At 75.2% G+C, this 15,148-nt stretch carries 11 protein-coding genes; 9 read left to right on the top strand and 2 right to left on the bottom strand.

Translation table 11 applies throughout. The annotated features are described in order from the left end of the window. Window positions 1-68 precede the first annotated feature (68 nt). Together ACGFN2_RS22605 and ACGFN2_RS22600 are read left to right on the top strand one after the other, a co-directional pair. Entirely contained in the window at window positions 69-1,352 is a 1,284-nt protein-coding gene (locus ACGFN2_RS22605) for a 6-phospho-beta-glucosidase (protein ID WP_393363306.1), read from the top strand. Beyond that, window positions 1,343-2,380 carry an N-acetylglucosamine kinase gene (locus ACGFN2_RS22600; RefSeq protein WP_393363169.1) on the top strand — a complete coding sequence of 346 codons (1,038 nt, stop codon included), beginning with the start codon at window positions 1,343-1,345 and terminating at the stop codon, window positions 2,378-2,380. Before ACGFN2_RS22605 ends, ACGFN2_RS22600 begins: the two co-directional genes overlap by 10 nt. 24 nt (window positions 2,381-2,404) lie before the next feature. Here the strand turns inward: ACGFN2_RS22600 and ACGFN2_RS22595 are convergent, their stop codons facing one another. Together ACGFN2_RS22595 and ACGFN2_RS22590 are read right to left on the bottom strand one after the other, a co-directional pair. Beyond that, window positions 2,405-2,896 (bottom strand): hypothetical protein, encoded by a 492-nt coding sequence (locus tag ACGFN2_RS22595; RefSeq protein ID WP_362611747.1) that lies wholly within the window; start codon window positions 2,894-2,896, stop codon window positions 2,405-2,407. A gap of 155 nt (window positions 2,897-3,051) precedes the next feature. Next, entirely contained in the window at window positions 3,052-3,744 is a 693-nt protein-coding gene (locus tag ACGFN2_RS22590) for a FadR/GntR family transcriptional regulator (protein ID WP_393363166.1), read from the bottom strand. A gap of 259 nt (window positions 3,745-4,003) precedes the next feature. Here ACGFN2_RS22590 and ACGFN2_RS22585 point away from each other — a divergent pair, with 259 nt between their 5' ends. From ACGFN2_RS22585 to ACGFN2_RS22555, 7 genes are all read left to right on the top strand, one after another. Further along, the gene (locus ACGFN2_RS22585) at window positions 4,004-5,377 is read left to right on the top strand and encodes a hypothetical protein (RefSeq protein WP_393363163.1); all 1,374 of its coding nucleotides are present in this window, start codon (window positions 4,004-4,006) and stop codon (window positions 5,375-5,377) included. 26 nt (window positions 5,378-5,403) lie between these two features. Then, on the top strand, window positions 5,404-6,417 hold the full coding sequence (locus ACGFN2_RS22580) for a glutamate ABC transporter substrate-binding protein (protein ID WP_393363160.1): 1,014 nt from the start codon (window positions 5,404-5,406) through the stop codon (window positions 6,415-6,417). A 146-nt stretch (window positions 6,418-6,563) separates the two neighbouring features. Then, complete coding sequence (locus tag ACGFN2_RS22575; protein ID WP_393363157.1) at window positions 6,564-7,910, top strand: hypothetical protein; 1,347 nt, start codon at window positions 6,564-6,566, stop codon at window positions 7,908-7,910. Then, window positions 7,907-10,495: a tetratricopeptide repeat protein gene (locus tag ACGFN2_RS22570; protein WP_393363155.1), complete on the top strand. Its 2,589-nt coding sequence runs from the start codon at window positions 7,907-7,909 to the stop codon at window positions 10,493-10,495. Before ACGFN2_RS22575 ends, ACGFN2_RS22570 begins: the two co-directional genes overlap by 4 nt. 1 nt (window position 10,496) lies before the next feature. Then, window positions 10,497-11,891 (top strand): protein phosphatase 2C domain-containing protein, encoded by a 1,395-nt coding sequence (locus ACGFN2_RS22565; protein ID WP_393363152.1) that lies wholly within the window; start codon window positions 10,497-10,499, stop codon window positions 11,889-11,891. A 142-nt stretch (window positions 11,892-12,033) separates the two neighbouring features. Continuing rightward, window positions 12,034-13,383, top strand: coding sequence for a VWA domain-containing protein (locus tag ACGFN2_RS22560; protein ID WP_362612094.1), 1,350 nt, complete (start codon window positions 12,034-12,036; stop codon window positions 13,381-13,383). A 58-nt stretch (window positions 13,384-13,441) separates the two neighbouring features. Next, the gene (locus ACGFN2_RS22555; RefSeq protein ID WP_393363149.1) at window positions 13,442-15,133 is read left to right on the top strand and encodes an FHA domain-containing protein; all 1,692 of its coding nucleotides are present in this window, start codon (window positions 13,442-13,444) and stop codon (window positions 15,131-15,133) included. The last annotated feature ends 15 nt before the right edge of the window (window positions 15,134-15,148 follow it).

The raw sequence follows: 15,148 nt of genomic DNA, 5'->3' as shown, positions 1-15,148 counted from the left end.
GCCGCGCTCACCGGAGTGAAGGGCTGACCCGTATGCCGTCTTCCCAGGAACCCACCCCGCGCCCCCGCATCAAGCTCGCCGTGGTCGGCGGCGGCTCGACCTACACCCCCGAACTCATCGACGGCTTCGCGCGGTTGCGGGAGCTGCTGCCGCTGGAGGAGCTCGTCCTCATCGACCCCGACACGGAGCGGCTGGAGCTGGTGGGCGGACTGGCCCGGCGCATCTTCGCCCGGCAGGGGCACCCGGACCGGATCACCTGGACCGGCGACCTGGACGCGGGGGTCGACGGCGCCGACGCCGTCCTGCTGCAACTGCGCATCGGCGGCCAGGCTGCCCGCCATCAGGACGAGACCTGGCCGCTGGAGTGCGGCTGCGTCGGCCAGGAGACGACCGGCGCGGGCGGCCTCGCCAAGGCGCTGCGCACCGTCCCCGTCGTCCTCGACATCGCCGAACGGGTCCGCCGCCGCAACCCCGCGGCGTGGATCGTGGACTTCACCAACCCCGTCGGCATCGTCACCCGGGCCCTGCTCACCCACGGCCACCGGGCCGTCGGACTGTGCAACGTCGCCATCGGCTTCCAGCGCACGTTCGCCGCCCTGCTGGGCGTGGCGCCCGCGCAGGTCGAGCTGGAGCACATCGGCCTCAACCACCTCACCTGGGAACGGTCCGTACGCGTCGCGGGCGAGGACGTCCTCCCCGAGCTGCTGGCGGCCCACGGTGACACCCTCGCCGGCACCCTGCGGATGCCCCGCACCCTCCTCGACCACCTCGGCGCCATCCCCTCCTACTACCTGCGCTACTACTACCGACACGACGCCGTCGTACGGGAGTTGCGCGACAAGCCGTCCCGCGCCGCGGAGGTCGCCGCCCTCGAACGGCAGCTGCTCACCCTGTACGGCGATCCGGCGCTGGACGAGAAGCCGGAGCTGCTGTCCCGGCGCGGCGGCGCCTACTACTCGGAGGCCGCGGTGGCGCTGACCTCGTCTCTCCTGAGCGACACCGGCGACACCCAGGTCGTCAACACCCTCAACCACGGCACCCTCCCCTTCCTCCCCGACGACGCGGTGATCGAGGTCCCCGCGACCGTGGACGCGAAGGGCGCCGCACCCCTCCCCGTACGCCCCCTGGAACCCCGGTACGCCGGGCTGGTCGCCCACGTCACCGCCTACGAACAACTCGCCCTGGAGGCCGCGCTCCTGGGCACCCACTCCCGTGACACCAGCCGGACCGTAGGCCGCGGCGCCGTCTTCTCCGCCCTCCTCGCCCACCCCCTCATCGGCCAGTTCGACCAGGCGGACCGGCTCACCGACAAGCTGATCGCGCACAACCGGGAGCATCTGACGTGGGCCTGACCGGCGCGGCAGCCGCCCGCACCGGCAGGGCGCTCGCCATCGACGCGGGCAACAGCAAGACCGATGTGGCGCTGGTGTCCTCGGACGGCAGCGTGCTCGCGACGGCGCGGGGCGGCGGCTTCCGCCCGCCGGCGGTGGGTTCCGGGCCGGCGGTCGACGCCCTGGCCCCGCTGGTGGCCTCGGTCCTGGCGCAGGCCGGGCCGGCCGGCCCCACCGACAGCCTCGCCCACGGCCCCGCCCACGGCCCCGTCGACCACCTCGCCGCCTTCCTCGCCAATGCCGACTTCCCCGTCGAGGAGGAGCGGCTGACCGCCGAACTCGCGGGCCGGGGTTGGGCGCGTACGGTGCACGTCCGCAACGACACCTTCGCCGTACTGCGGGCCGGGCTGCCGGACGACGGGGAGCCGGTGGGGGTCGCCGTGGTGTGCGGGGCCGGTATCAACTGCGTCGGCCTCGGACGCGACGGGGCCACCGCGCGCTTCCCGTCCCTCGGCCGGATCTCCGGTGACTGGGGCGGCGGTTCGCACCTCGCGGACGAGGCGCTCTGGTATGCGGCCCGCGCCGAGGACGGTCGCGGCGCACCCACCGAGCTGGCCCGCGCGCTGCCCGCCCACTTCGGCCTGACCACCATGCGGGACCTGGTCGAGGCCCTCCACCTGCACGACATCCCCGGCCACCGCCGCCATGAACTCCCCCCGGTTCTCTTCGCCGTCGCGGCCTCCGGCGACCGCATCGCCCGGGCCCTCGTGACCCGCCAGGCGGAGGAGATCGCCCTCTTGGCCCACGTCGCCCTGGAACGCCTCGCCCTCCTCGACGAACCCACCCCCGTCATCCTCGGCGGCGGCATCCTCTCCGCCCACCACACACTCCTCCACGACCACCTCACCCAACTCCTCGCCGAACGCGCACCCCAGGCGGTCCCACGCGTCCTCACCGCCCCACCGGTATTGGGCGCCGCCCTCTCCGCCTTGGACTGCGCAGGAGCGGGACCGGGGGCTTACGAGCGGGCGAGGAGCGCTTGGAAGTAGGGCCCGCAGAAGGATCGGAGGCCCTCACCCCACCCGCACGCTGTCCCCCCGCCAGGTCTCCACGCGCTCCCCCGGCGCGAGGACGAGGTCCCGGGCGGGAGGGCGGCCCGGTGGTCGGTGGTGGGCCGGTGGTCGGTGGTGAGCCGATGGTCGGGGGTGAGCCGGTGCGTGGCCGTCGCTCGAAGTACGGGCATCGGCATCGCCCGGTCCGCAGCGCCGGTCCCGTTCACCGACGCGCCCCGGAACGGTGTCGCGGCGGGCCCTGAACAGGCGGACGGGCGGATCGCGATGGTCGCTTTCCGTCACCACCGTGATGTAGCGGTCCGTCTCGTTGATGATCAAGGTCGCGGAGCCGTCCAGGCGGGGGGCGAGGGGATAGCTGCCGTGCGGGTCGATATAGGTCGTGCTGCCGATGGTCAGGAATCCGCTGGCCGTAGGGGAGTTGTCCGAGGTGGGGCCGGTGTCGGCGGCAGGGGTGGCGGTGAGGGTAGCGAAGAGGTTCTTCAGGCGGCGCATGGCGGCTCCTCCGATGCGGCGGCGCGGGCGGGCCCGTGCCGGATGCTGGGACGCGGATCAACCTTCGTCACTCAGCGTAGTCGGAGGAGGGTGGGCGGGACAGCGGCGCGTGGGGGTGAAGTGGGGGGCGTGGGGAGGTGGTCCGCGCGCGGGCGTCAGGCGTCGAGCGGGAGGGCGAGGTCCCGTACGTGGCCGGCGAGGAGGAGGACGGCCGCGTCCACGGCGGCCTGCGGGTCCTGGGCGCGGAGGGCGTCGGTCAGGCGGGCGTGCGGGTCGTCGGGGGCCGCGGTGGCGGTGTCCAGGCAGGCGGCGCGGCGGAGTTCCTCGCGCAGGGCCGCGCTCAGGGAGCGGTAGATGTCGGCGAGGACGGGGTTGTCGCTCGCCTCCGCGACCAGGACGTGGAACTCGGCGTCGGCGGCGGTGAACGCCTCGCCGTCGTGCGCGGCGAGGGCGGCCTTGCGGCGGGCCAGCGCGGCCTCGATGCCCGCGAGCTGGGCGTCCGTGCGGTGGGTCGCGGCCTGGCGGGCGGCGACCACGTCGAGGCCCTGGCGGACCTGGGTGACATGGCTGAGTTCGGCGCGTTCCAGGCGGCGGCGGAGGGCGACCGCACTGTCGTCGTCGGAGATCACGAAGGTGCCGTCGCCCTGCCGGGGCTCCAGGAGGCCGGAGTGCACCAGGGAGCGGACGGCCTCACGGACCGAGGCGCGGCTGACGCCGAGGGTTTCGGACAGCGCGCTCTCGGGCGGGATGCGGCTGCCCACCGGCCAGGTGCCGTTCACGATCTGGCCGCGGATCTCGTCGGTCGCGGTCTCCACGAGCGACACCCGGCCCTTGCGGACGGACTGCACGGGACCACTCCCCTTCGGCGCGGCATCCGGGTCCGGGGAACACCAGATGTCTGATGACTCTCCGCCCACTCTAGTGCGGGGCGCGGGGAGGCGGTGGCCCCGTGCGGGGATCGCGATCCGAACAAGATCGGGGCAATCGCGGTGTGGCCGTCAGTGGCTGCGGACATACTGCTGCCCATGCACCAGTCCCTCTCGTGAGCGCTCCCGGCGCTGTGCGGCAGGGGCCGGTCCCGCCGTCAGCGCCCCAGGGGGAGGTTCCGTGTCGACCAGCAGCGTGTCCCCGCCCGCCGCGGGGCGCCGGACGGCCTGGGCCGAGGGAGTGGACGAGCTGCGGGCCGCGGCGACGACCGAGCCGGGCCGGCTGCGGGTGATCGGTGCCGTACTGGCCCTGCTGGTGGTGCTGTTCGGCGCGGTCACGGCCTGGCAGGTCTCGGACCGGGCGGCGGCCGCGGACGACGTGGTGGAACACAGCCAGCCGCTGACCGCGGACGCGGCGAGCATCTACCGTTCGCTGGCGGATGCCGACACGACCGCGGCGGCGGGCTTCCTGGCCGGCGGCGAGGAGAGCCGGGAGACCCGCGACCGGTATGCCGCCGACATCGCGACGGCCTCCGCGCTGCTGGTCAAGGCGTCGGCGAACAGCGCGGGTTCGGACGGGGCGGGCGCGCAGATCGCCAAGCTCAACGGCGGACTGCCGCGCTACACGGGGCTGGTGGAGACGGCGCGGGCCAACAACCGGCAGGGGCTGCCGCTGGGCGGCGCGTATCTGCGCTACGCGCACGAGCGGATGCGGACGGAACTCCTCCCCGCCGCCCGCGCGTTGTACGACGCGGAGACGGACCGGCTGGCCGCGGACTACGCCACGGCGCAGGCGTGGCCGTGGTGGGCGCTGGCGGCGGGGGTGATGGCACTGGGTGCGCTGGGGTGGGCCCAGCGGCGGCACTACCGTCGGACCAACCGGGTCTTCAACCGGGGCCTGTTGGCGGCGACGACCGCGTCCGTGGTGGTGCTGGTGTGGCTGGTGGCGGGACATGCGGTGGCGCGGGGCGGGCTGACCGGGTCGTACGAGCACGGTGCGCGGTCGTTGCGGGTGCTCAACGAGGCCCGGATCGACGCACTGCGGGCGCGGGGGGACGAGAATCTGACGCTGGTGGCACGGGGCGCGGTGCTGACCGACGGGCGGGAGGACTACTACGAGGCCGGTTTCCGCGCCGGGATGAAGGACCTGGCGGGCGCGGGCGATTCCGGTGCGGCGGCGGCAGGGAGCCGGCTGGGGGCGGCGCTGACCCTCGCGGACGACGAGGCGGGGCGGCGCCCGGTGCGGGCGGCGCTGGCGCGGGTGCGGCAGTGGCAGGCGCGGCACGCACAGGCGCGGGCGGCGGACGACAGGGGGGACTACGACCGGGCGCTGGCCGGGGTGATCGGCGCGAAAGGCTCCACCGGGGAGTCCTTCGACGAGGTGGCCGCCGGGCTGCAACAGGCGCTGGTGCACGAGCAGGCGGAGTTCCGGTCGGCGGCGGACGGCGGGCGGGCGGCGCTGCGCGGGCTGCCGGTGGGGGCCGGGGTGCTGGCGGGGCTGGCGGCGCTGGGCACCGTATTGGGGATCGGACGCAGGCTGGCGGAGTACCGGTGAGGAGACCGGATGAGGGGGACTTGGGGATGCGAGCGCGAGGGCTGCTGAATCTGCGGGCCGTCCTGACGCCGGTCGGGGCGGGGATGTGCGCGATGGCGGCGGCCGCGGCGGTGCTGGTGCCGGCGCTGGGCGGGGACGCGGCGGCGGACGGACCCGGCCGTGGTGCCGCGGCCGCGCCGGCGGTGACGCACCGGGCGTTCGGGCCGGGGGCGGGGCCCGCCGCCGCGCGCTGCACGGAGCGGAACGCCGCGGAGAGTCTGCGGCCGTCGTCGAAGGACGGCGCTGCGGTGTCGCGTATCAAGCAGCGGGGCCAGCTGATAGTGGGCGTCGACCAGAACACCTACCGGTGGGGCTACCGCAATCCGGCGACCGGCGAACTGGAGGGCTTCGACATCGACCTGGTGTGGGCGGTCGCCGAGGACATCCTGGGGCCGCACCCCAAGGTGGTCTTCAAAGCGGTGCCGACCAGCCTGCGGATACCGGCGCTGCAGCAGCGCACGGTCGACATGGTGGTGCGGACCATGACGATCAACTGTGCGCGCAAGGAACAGGTGGCGTTCTCCACGGCGTACTTCCAGGCGGGGCAGCAGGTGCTGGCCCCGAAGGCATCGAAGGTCACAGCGTTCGACGACTCGCTGCGGGGCAGGCGGGTGTGCACGGCGGCGGGTTCGACGGGTGAGAGCGAGCTGGCGGCGCGGCGGCACGGTGCGCGGGTGCTGACGGTGCCCAACCAGCTCGACTGTCTGGTGCGGCTCCAGCTGGGCGAGGCGGACGCGGTGGTCACGGACAACGCGCTGGCCGCGGCGCAGGCGGCGCAGGACCCGTCGGTGGAGCTGAAGGGCCGGCCGTTCACGGACGAGCCGTACGGCGTGGCGATGAACAGGGACGACACGGATCTGGTGCGGCGGGTCAACAAGGTCCTGGACGACTACCGGGGCGACGGGGGCGCGGACAGCCCCTGGATGCGGGCGTACCGCAAGTGGCTGGAGGCGGATCTGCCGGGCATATCGGGGCCGCCGTCGCCGGAGTACCGCGACTGATCGCTCCAAGGAGCGGTGTGCGACCGATCGCCCCATGGAGCGGCCGGATGAGGTCACTATGGAGGAGGAAACGGGAGGAACGGACCGCAGCGGCTACCGGGTCGCAGCAATCGCCGTGCAGCGTACGCGTATTGGAGAGGTGATCGATGGGGGTCCCTGGACCCTGCCCCGGCTCTCCGGGGAGGCCCGATGCCCCGGTGCTGGACCGGGAGGAGGCGGATCGTGCCCTGGCACGGCTCGGTGCCGAGTACGAGGCGATCGAGACGTCACTGCTCGCCCTGCAGGACCACGCGGGACGCCGGCTGCTGGAGGGCGCCGAACTGTCCGGCACCACCAAGGAACGCTGGGCCGAGGCGGAGCGTTCGATCACGGTCCTGTGGACGCTGTTCGACGCGTACACGGCCGCCCTGGAGTCGGCGCGTGAGCTGCGGGAACGGGGCCGCTGGCCGTCCGTCGCGGAGCTTGCGGAGCTGACCGAGCTGCTGCACGGCGAGGGGGTGACGGTGCCGGAAGCGGCGGACGGCGCCCCGGAGGACGGCCCGCCCGGCCCGGCCGTACCGGGTGAACCGGGTGAACCGGGCAAGCGGTTCAGCCTGGAGGGACTCGTCGAACGGATCAACGGGCTCTACGCGCGGTCGCTGGACGTGATCGTGGCCGCCGACACCGTCTGGTCGGCGCTGCCGGCCCGGATAGACCTGCTGTCGGCCGAGTTGCAGCGGACACGTTCGCTGGCGCATTCGGTGGGGGTGCGGCCCGGGGAGCACCCGGCGGGTGACGACCTGGAGCGGATCACGGAGGAGCTGTCGCTGCTGCGGGCGCGGGTGATCGCCGACCCGCTGGCGTTCTGGGTGTCGTCGTCGACGGGGAGTTCGGCGCCGGGCGGGGGGCGGCCGGACACCGGGCGCTACGACCGTGCGGCCCGCGCCCTGGAGGACATCCGGCGGGAGGTGGCGGCCGTCCTGGACGTGCGGCAGGACGCGGAGCGGCGGCTGATGCAGCTGCGGGACGTGCTGTCGCGGGCGGACCGCACGCTGACCGAGGCGCGGCAGGCCCGCGGCGAGGTGCTGGCGAAGATCGCCGCGTCGGAGGTCCCGGCGGTCAGCGGCCCGTCGACGGCGCTGCACGAGCAGTTGGCGGCGGCGGCCGGCTACCGCAGGCGGTCCCAGTGGCACCGGCTCTCCCCGCTGCTGGACAGCCTGGAGGAGCGCGCGGAGGAGGAACTCCACCGGGCCCGCGAGTCGTTGACCGCGGTGACCGCGCCGCTCGCGGTGCGCGCCGAGCTGCGCGGGCGGCTGGACGCCTACCGGGCGAAGGTCGCGCGCCACGGCATGGCGGAGGACCCGCTGCTGACGGAGCGGTACGACCTGGCGCGCCGGATGCTGTGGAGCGCGCCGTGTGATCTGCGGGCGGCCGAGCAGGCGGTGTGGCGCTACCAGCAGGCCACGGCGGAGGCGTTGGTTCCGCAGCAGCCGGAGGGACAGGGGGAATCGTGACGGAACGGGCCGGCGAGCGCTGCCAGCGGCGGGACTGCGCGGGCGGCTACGAGGACGTCGGCGGCGGTGAGCGGTACTGCGACGTGTGCGGCCTGGCGCCGGTGGTCTCACCGGGCGGGCTGCTGTCCTCGCCTCCCACGGGGCTGACGGACCGGGCGTCGGCGGAGGTCACGGCAGCGCGGGAGGCGGCCGGGGCGCTGCTGACGGTGCCGTCCCCCGCTCCGGAGCCGGGAGGCGGCGCGCCGTCCGGACCGGGGTCCGGCGGCGGTGTGCCGTCGGCCCGCCCGTCGGCGTCGCGGCGGTCGGTGTCCGGGCGGCTGTCGCGGGCGGGGTCCGGCGGGGCCCGGACCCGTGGGGTCTCGGCGGTGTCGGTGCGCGGCTCGGGCAGCGGCGCCGTCTCCGGGCCGTCGCGCGGGCGGCTGGGCGCGGGGCTGGTGACAGTGCCCGAGGTGCCGCGGCCCGATCCGCGGACGGCGGTGCTGGCGCACCCGGAGGTCCCGGAGCGCAAGCGGTTCTGCAGCCGGGCGGACTGCGCGGCGCCGGTGGGCCGGGCGCGCGGCGAGGAGCCGGGCCGTACGGAAGGGTTCTGCGCCAAGTGCGGCCATCCGTACAGCTTCGTGCCGAAGCTGCGGCCCGGTGACATGGTGCACGACCAGTACGAGGTCGTGGGCTGTCTGGCGCACGGCGGGCTGGGCTGGATCTATCTGGCGACGGACCATGCGGTCGCCGACCGGTGGGTGGTGCTCAAGGGGCTGCTGGACACCGGCGACGAGGAGGCGCTGGCGGTGGCGGTGTCCGAGCGGCGCTTCCTCGCCGAGATCGAGCACGCCAACATCGTGCGGATCTACAACTTCGTGGAGCACCTCGACCGGACGACGGGCAGCCGCGACGGCTACATCGTCATGGAGTACGTCGGCGGCAGGTCGCTCAAGGACCTCGCCAACGACCGGCGCACCCCGCTGGGCCGGCGCGATCCGCTGCCCGTCGAACAGGCCTGCGCCTACGGCCTGGAGGCGCTGGAGGCGCTCGGCCATCTCCACAGCCGCGGCTACCTCTACTGCGACTTCAAGGTCGACAACGCCATCCAGCAGCACGACCAGCTCAAGCTGATCGACATGGGCGCGGTGCGCAGGATGGACGACCGGGTGAGCCCGATCTACGGCACGATCGGCTACCAGGCGCCGGAGATCGCCGCGCTGGGCCCGTCGGTCTCCTCCGACCTCTACACCGTCGCGCGCACCCTCGCCGTCCTCACCTTCGACTTCCAGGGCTACACGAACATCTTCGCGGACTCGCTGCCCGACCCGGACAACATCGAGGTGTTCCGCGCCTACGAGTCCTTCTACCGGCTGCTGGTGCGCGCCACGGACCCGGACCGGGAGCGCCGGTTCGCCTCCGCGGAGGAGATGGCCGAGCAGCTGACCGGGGTACTGCGGGAGGTGGTGGCGCTCCAGACGGGCGCGCCGCGGCCCGCGCTGTCGACCCTGTTCGGGCCGGAACCCCGGGTGACCGACACGGAGTTGGTGCCCGCGGCGGACGGCGACAGTTCGCTGCTGGGGGCGCGCGGGGCGGCGCCGGACCGGACGGCGGCGCCGGTGTCCGGCGGTCCGCGGCTGCGCCCCCTGGACGTCGCCGGCGCCGCCCTCGCGCTGCCGGTGCCGCGGGTGGACCCGGGCGACCCGAACGCCGGGCTGCTGGCCGGGCTGCCGGCCGCCGGGACCGCCGAGCTGCTGGGTGCCCTGCGCGCCGCGCCGTCCGACTCCCTGGAGCTGCGGCTGCGGGAGCTGCGCGCCCGTCTGGAGGCGGGGGACGGTGCGGCGGCACGGGAGGTGCTGGAATCGCTCCCGGCGGAGCCCGCAGGGCCCTGGTCCGCCGCGGGGCGGAACACGGACTGGCGGGTGGTGTGGCACCGCGGACTGATGTCGCTGACGGCCGACGACCGGGAGGGCGCCGCACTGGCCTTCGACGCGGTCTACGACGCCTTCCCCGGCGAACCGGCACCGAAGCTGGCCCTGGGCGTCTGCGCCGAGTTGCTGGGCCAGTGGGACAACGCGCTGGAGTACTACCGCCTGGTGTGGGCGACCGACCGCAGCTATGTGGGCGCCGCGTTCGGGCTGGCCCGGGTGCGGCTGGCGACCGGCGACCGGTCCGGCGCGGTCGCCGCCCTGGAGTCCGTGCCGCAGTCGTCCATCCACTACATCGCGGCACGGATCGCCGCGGTCCGCGCCCGGCTGCGGGAGCGGCCGCCCCGCGACCCGCTGCTGCCGGACCTGCGGGCGGCCGCCGAACAGGTCGAGGCACTCGCGGACTTCGGTCTGGACACCGAGCGCCGGGAACAGCTCACCACCGAGGTACTGGGCAGCGCCCTGGACTGGGTACTCTCCGGTAGCCACGGTGCCGGGCCGGACGGCACGGCGGACGCGCACGGGCAGCCGACGCTGCTCGGCAGCCCGCTGGAGGAGCGCGGCCTGCGCTTCGGCCTGGAGCTGTCGTACCGTCTGCTGGCGCGGCTGGCACAGCGTGGCGAGAAAAGGATCGAACTGGTGGAACGGGCCAACCGCTTCCGCCCCAGGACGTGGGTGTGACATGGGTGTGACTGGGCCGTCCCGGTGTCCGGGCTGTGACGAACCGCTCGACGCGGGGGACAAATTCTGCGGGCGGTGCGGCGCCGAACTCCTGGCGCCGGCCGCACCGTCGGCGTACGGCGCACCGCCCGCGCCCGGGGCCGCCGCCGTACCGCCCCCGCCGCCCCCGCCTCCGATGCCCGCCGCGCCGCCGGCGGCTCCCGCACCGGCCGGCCGTGCGGGGGTGCCCGCCGGGCCGCCGCCCCCGGACCCGCAGGCCCGTCTCCCGTACGGGGACGCCGGGGCGCCGCCGGTGCCGGGCCACCCGCCGCTGACCGACACCCCGCCGCCCGCCGACCCGCGCGTCGCCGGATACGAGGCGGTCGCCGACGCGGCCGCCGGGGCCGGGGCGCCCGCCGCGCAGCCCGCGGCGGAGACCTCGCCCGCCGCCGCGGACGGCCCGTCCGGTACGGCCGTTGCCGCCGACCCGTCCGGCGGCGGCACCCCGGTCTGCACCGCCTGCCGGTCCGGGGCGGTGGACGCCGACGGCTACTGCGCGCACTGCGGTCACGCCCGGCCCCGCCCCCGCGACCACATGGAGGGCGAGCTGGGTGGCATCGCGGCGGTCAGCGACCGGGGCCACCGGCACCACCGCAACGAGGACTTCTTCGCGCTGCGCGCCGCCGCGCTGCCCGACGGCACCCCCGCCGTGGTGGCCGTGGTCTGCGACGGTGTCTCCTCGGCGACCCGTCCCGACGAGGCGTCCTCGGCGGCGTCCGAGGCCGCCGGAGAGGCGCTGCGGACGTCCCTGCCGCGCGGTACGCACCCCGCGCAGGCCATGCACGACGCCATCCTGGCGGCCTCCTCGGCGGTCGACGCACTCGCCGCCGACCCGGCCCTGGCCCATGACGAGCACCGTCAGCAGAACGCCCCGGCCTGCACCTTCGTCGGTGCGGTGGTCGGCGGCGGCCTGCTGACCGTCGGCTGGGTCGGCGACAGCCGCGCCTACTGGATTCCCAACGACCGTACGGCGCCGCCCGCCCGGCTCACCGAGGACGACTCCTGGGCCGCCCAGATGGTCGCCAACAACCTGATGTCCGAGGCCGAGGCGAACGCCGACGAGCGGGCGCACGCCATCACGGGCTGGCTCGGCGCGGACGCCTACGAGGTCGAGCCGCACACCGCGACGTTCAAGCCGGACGGGCCGGGTGTCGTGGTGGTGTGCACCGACGGGCTGTGGAACTACGCCGAGTCCGCCGAGCAGATGGCCGCCGCGCTGCCGTACGACGCCCCCGACCGACCGCTGAACGGCGCCCGCACGCTGGTCACCCATGCGCTCGACGGCGGCGGGCACGACAACGTCACCGTGGCGCTGGTGCCGTTCCCCGCGCCGTCGGGGCAGGCGGCCCCGGCCTGACCGGCGCACCGCCGAGGCGGACGGGCGGGGGTGCGCGGCACGGCGCGCCCCCGCCCCGTACGCCGCGCCGCGCGCCCTGCGCCATGTACGACGCACCACGTGTACCGACCGACCGGTTACGGCGTCTCAAGGAGCGGAACGGATGGCCAACTTCGCCAAGTCCCGGGTGCCGCGTTTCTCCGCCGAGGTGTACCAGAACCCCTATCTCCCCGAGGGCGGCAGGGAGGTGCACGCCGTCGTCACGGTCACCGCGACCGGTGGCGGCACGACCGGGGGCCGGCCGGTGCCGGGCACGCGGGCCGGCGGTCCGGACGGCGGCGTGGTGATCGTGGTGGACTGCTCCGGGTCGATGGACCATCCGCCGGCGAAGCTGCGCGGCGCCCGGGAGGCGACGGCCGCCGCCCTCGACGCCGTACGCGACGGGGTCGGCTTCGCCGTGGTGGCCGGTACCCACCGGGCCGTCGAGGTCTACCCCGGCGACGGCCGGCTGGCGGTGGCCGGGGCGGCCACCCGCGCGCAGGCGAAGGAGGCACTGCGCACGCTGACCGCGGGCGGCGGGACGGCGATCGGCGGCTGGCTGCGGCTGGCCGGCCGGCTGCTGTCCTCCGCCGGGACCGGCGTCCGGCACACCCTCCTGCTCACCGACGGCCGCAACGAGCACGAGTCGCCGGGGGAGCTGCGGGCCGCCCTGGACGCCTGCGCCGGGTCGTTCACCTGTGACGCCCGCGGGGTCGGCACGGACTGGGAGGTCAAGGAGGTCACCGGGATCGCCTCGGCGCTGCTGGGCACCGCCGACATCGTGGCCGATCCGGCCGGTCTGACCGCCGACTTCACGCGGATGATGGCGGCGGCGATGGGCAAGGCGGTCGGCGGTGTCGGCTTACGGCTGTGGACGCCGCTGGGCGCCGAGACCGTCTTCGTCAGGCAAGTGGCACCGACCGTGGAGGACTTGACCGGCCGGCGCCTGGAGTCCGGCCCGCGGTCGGCGGACTATCCGACCGGCTCCTGGGGCGACGAGTCCCGCGACTACCACCTCTGCCTCCGGGTGCCGGCCGCCGGAATCGGCCGGGAAATGCTGGCCGGCCGGATCTCGTTGATCGTTTCCGCACCGGACGGCGACCCCGCGCCGGACCCGCAGCGGCCCCTGTCACAGGCCCTCGTACGGGCTCTGTGGACGGATGATGTGGCCGCTTCCACACCGATCCATCCGCAGGTGGCGCACTACACAGGCCAGGCGGAACTGGCGCAAGCCATTCAACAGGGCCTCGATGCGCGCAAGTCGGGCGATACCGGTGGAGCCACCGCGAAGCTGGGCCGCGCGGTACAGCTGGCCGCCGCCTCGGGGAACGAGGAGACTGCGAAACTCCTTGCGAAGGTGGTGGACGTCGTCGATACGGCGACCGGTACTGTGCGACTCAAGGCGAAGGTCGCCGACGCGGACGAGATGACTCTCGAAACGCGCTCGACGAAGACCGTTCGCGTGAAGAAATAGCCACGAACAGTACCGAGCGGCACTACCGGAAATTCGGTACGGAGGGGGAAGAACCGACATGCCGACCTGCCCGAGCGGCCACCAGTCGGTGGCCGAAGACTGGTGCGAGGTGTGCGGCCAGCGGATGGCGGGGGCTGCCCCCCCGCCGCCCTCCCTGCCTGCAGGATTCCTGAACACCCCGCCGCCCGGCCAGCCCGGTCCGCCGCCGGGACAGCCCGGTCCGCCCCCGATGCAGCCCGGTCCGCCGCAGGGTCAGCCCGGCCCGCCGCCCGGTGGCCCCGACTTCGGCGGCCCCGGCCCCGGTGACTCCCAGGGCGGCTACGGCTTCCCGCCCCCGCAGCCCCAGCAGCCCGGCCCCGGTGCACCCGGCCCCGGCACCCAGGGCGGCCAGGGCGGTTACGGTTTCCCGCCGCCGCAGCCCGGCCCGCAGGGCGGACCCGGTGCCCCCGGTCCCGGCCCCGGCCCGTCCGGACAGCCGGAGACCTGCCCGCAGTGCGGTACGCCGCGTGAGGCGATGGCGCCGTTCTGTGAGGGCTGTCGCTACAACTTCCTCACCAACTCCCCGACGTCCTACGCCCCGCCGCCCGGCGCACCCGGCCCCGGCGACTCCCAGGGCGGCTACGGCTTCCCGCCGCCGCAGCCCCAGCAGCCCGGACCCGGCGCACCCCAGGGCGGCTACGGTTTCCCGCCGCCCCACCCCGGCCCGCAGGGCGGACCCGGCGCACCCGGTCCCGGCGGTCCCGGCACCCAGGGCGGCCAGGGCGGTTACGGCTTCCCGCCTCCGCAGTCGCAGCAGCCGCAGCCCCCGCAGCAGCAGGGCATGCCCGGCGGCCCCGGCCCCGGCGGTTTTCCCGACCAGCAGGGCCCGGGCGGTTTTCCCGACCAGCAGGGCCCGGGTGGCTTCCCCGACCAGCCCGGACCGGGCGGTTTTCCGGACCAGCAGGGCCCGGGCGGCTTCCCGCCCGGACCGCCTCCCGGCATGCCCGGCCCCGGCCAGCAGGCCGGTCCGCCGCCACAGCAGGGCGGCGACGACTGGACGCTGAACCCGCCGAGCGCCCAGGCCGCTCCCCCGCCGATGGCGCCCGCGCCGCCCGGCCCGGGCCCGCAGGCACCGTTCGAGCAGCAGCCGCCCGCCCCGTTCCCGCCGCAGCAGCAGCCGGGTCCGTACGAGCAGCAGCAGGCACCGTTCGAGCAGCAGCAGCCGTTCGAGCCGCACCAGCAGCAGCCCGGCCCGTACGAGCAGCAGCAGATGCCGCCGCAGCAGCAGCCCGGACCGGACCAGCAGTGGAACGGCGGCACCGGCCAGGGTCCCGCGGCGCCGCCGCAGGGTCCGGCGCCGGTCGTCGGCACCGGCTGGGTGGTCGCGGTCGCACCGGACCGTGAGTACTTCATGGCGATGATGGGCCGCTCCGGCCCGGAGGCGGCGGGGCTCAACCTGCCCGCCTACTCCCCCGAGCAGGTGCTCCCGCTCAACGGCCAGATCGCGGTCGGCCGCCGCCGCAACAGCACCGGTGAGTCCCCGGACATCGACCTGGGCAGCACGCCGGAGGACCCGGGAGTCTCGCACCAGCACGCGCTGCTGGTGCAGCAGCAGGACGGCAGCTGGGCCGTGGTGGACCAGAACTCCACCAACGGCACCACGATCAACCTCGCCGAGGACCCCATCCAGCCCTATGTGCCGGTGCCGCTCCATGAGGGCGACCGGGTGCACGTCGGCGCCTGGACGACGCTGAGCATCCGCCGCGGCTGAGCCGCCGCGATACGC

The sequence above is a fragment of the Streptomyces sp. NPDC048612 genome, assembly GCF_043199295.1.
GTDB lineage: Bacteria > Actinomycetota > Actinomycetes > Streptomycetales > Streptomycetaceae > Streptomyces.
This window is presented reverse-complemented; position numbering and strand designations above follow the sequence as displayed.

What these genes read in the sequence shown, in the direction of transcription:
- ACGFN2_RS22595 (WP_362611747.1), bottom strand. Translation starts at nt 2,896, where the DNA reads ATGCGCCGCCTGAAGAACCTCTTCGCTACCCTCACCGCCACCCCTGCC.
- ACGFN2_RS22580 (WP_393363160.1), top strand. Translation starts at nt 5,404, where the DNA reads ATGCGAGCGCGAGGGCTGCTGAATCTGCGGGCCGTCCTGACGCCGGTC.
- ACGFN2_RS22575 (WP_393363157.1), top strand. Translation starts at nt 6,564, where the DNA reads ATGGGGGTCCCTGGACCCTGCCCCGGCTCTCCGGGGAGGCCCGATGCC.
- ACGFN2_RS22565 (WP_393363152.1), top strand. Translation starts at nt 10,497, where the DNA reads ATGGGTGTGACTGGGCCGTCCCGGTGTCCGGGCTGTGACGAACCGCTC.
- ACGFN2_RS22560 (WP_362612094.1), top strand. Translation starts at nt 12,034, where the DNA reads ATGGCCAACTTCGCCAAGTCCCGGGTGCCGCGTTTCTCCGCCGAGGTG.
- ACGFN2_RS22555 (WP_393363149.1), top strand. Translation starts at nt 13,442, where the DNA reads ATGCCGACCTGCCCGAGCGGCCACCAGTCGGTGGCCGAAGACTGGTGC.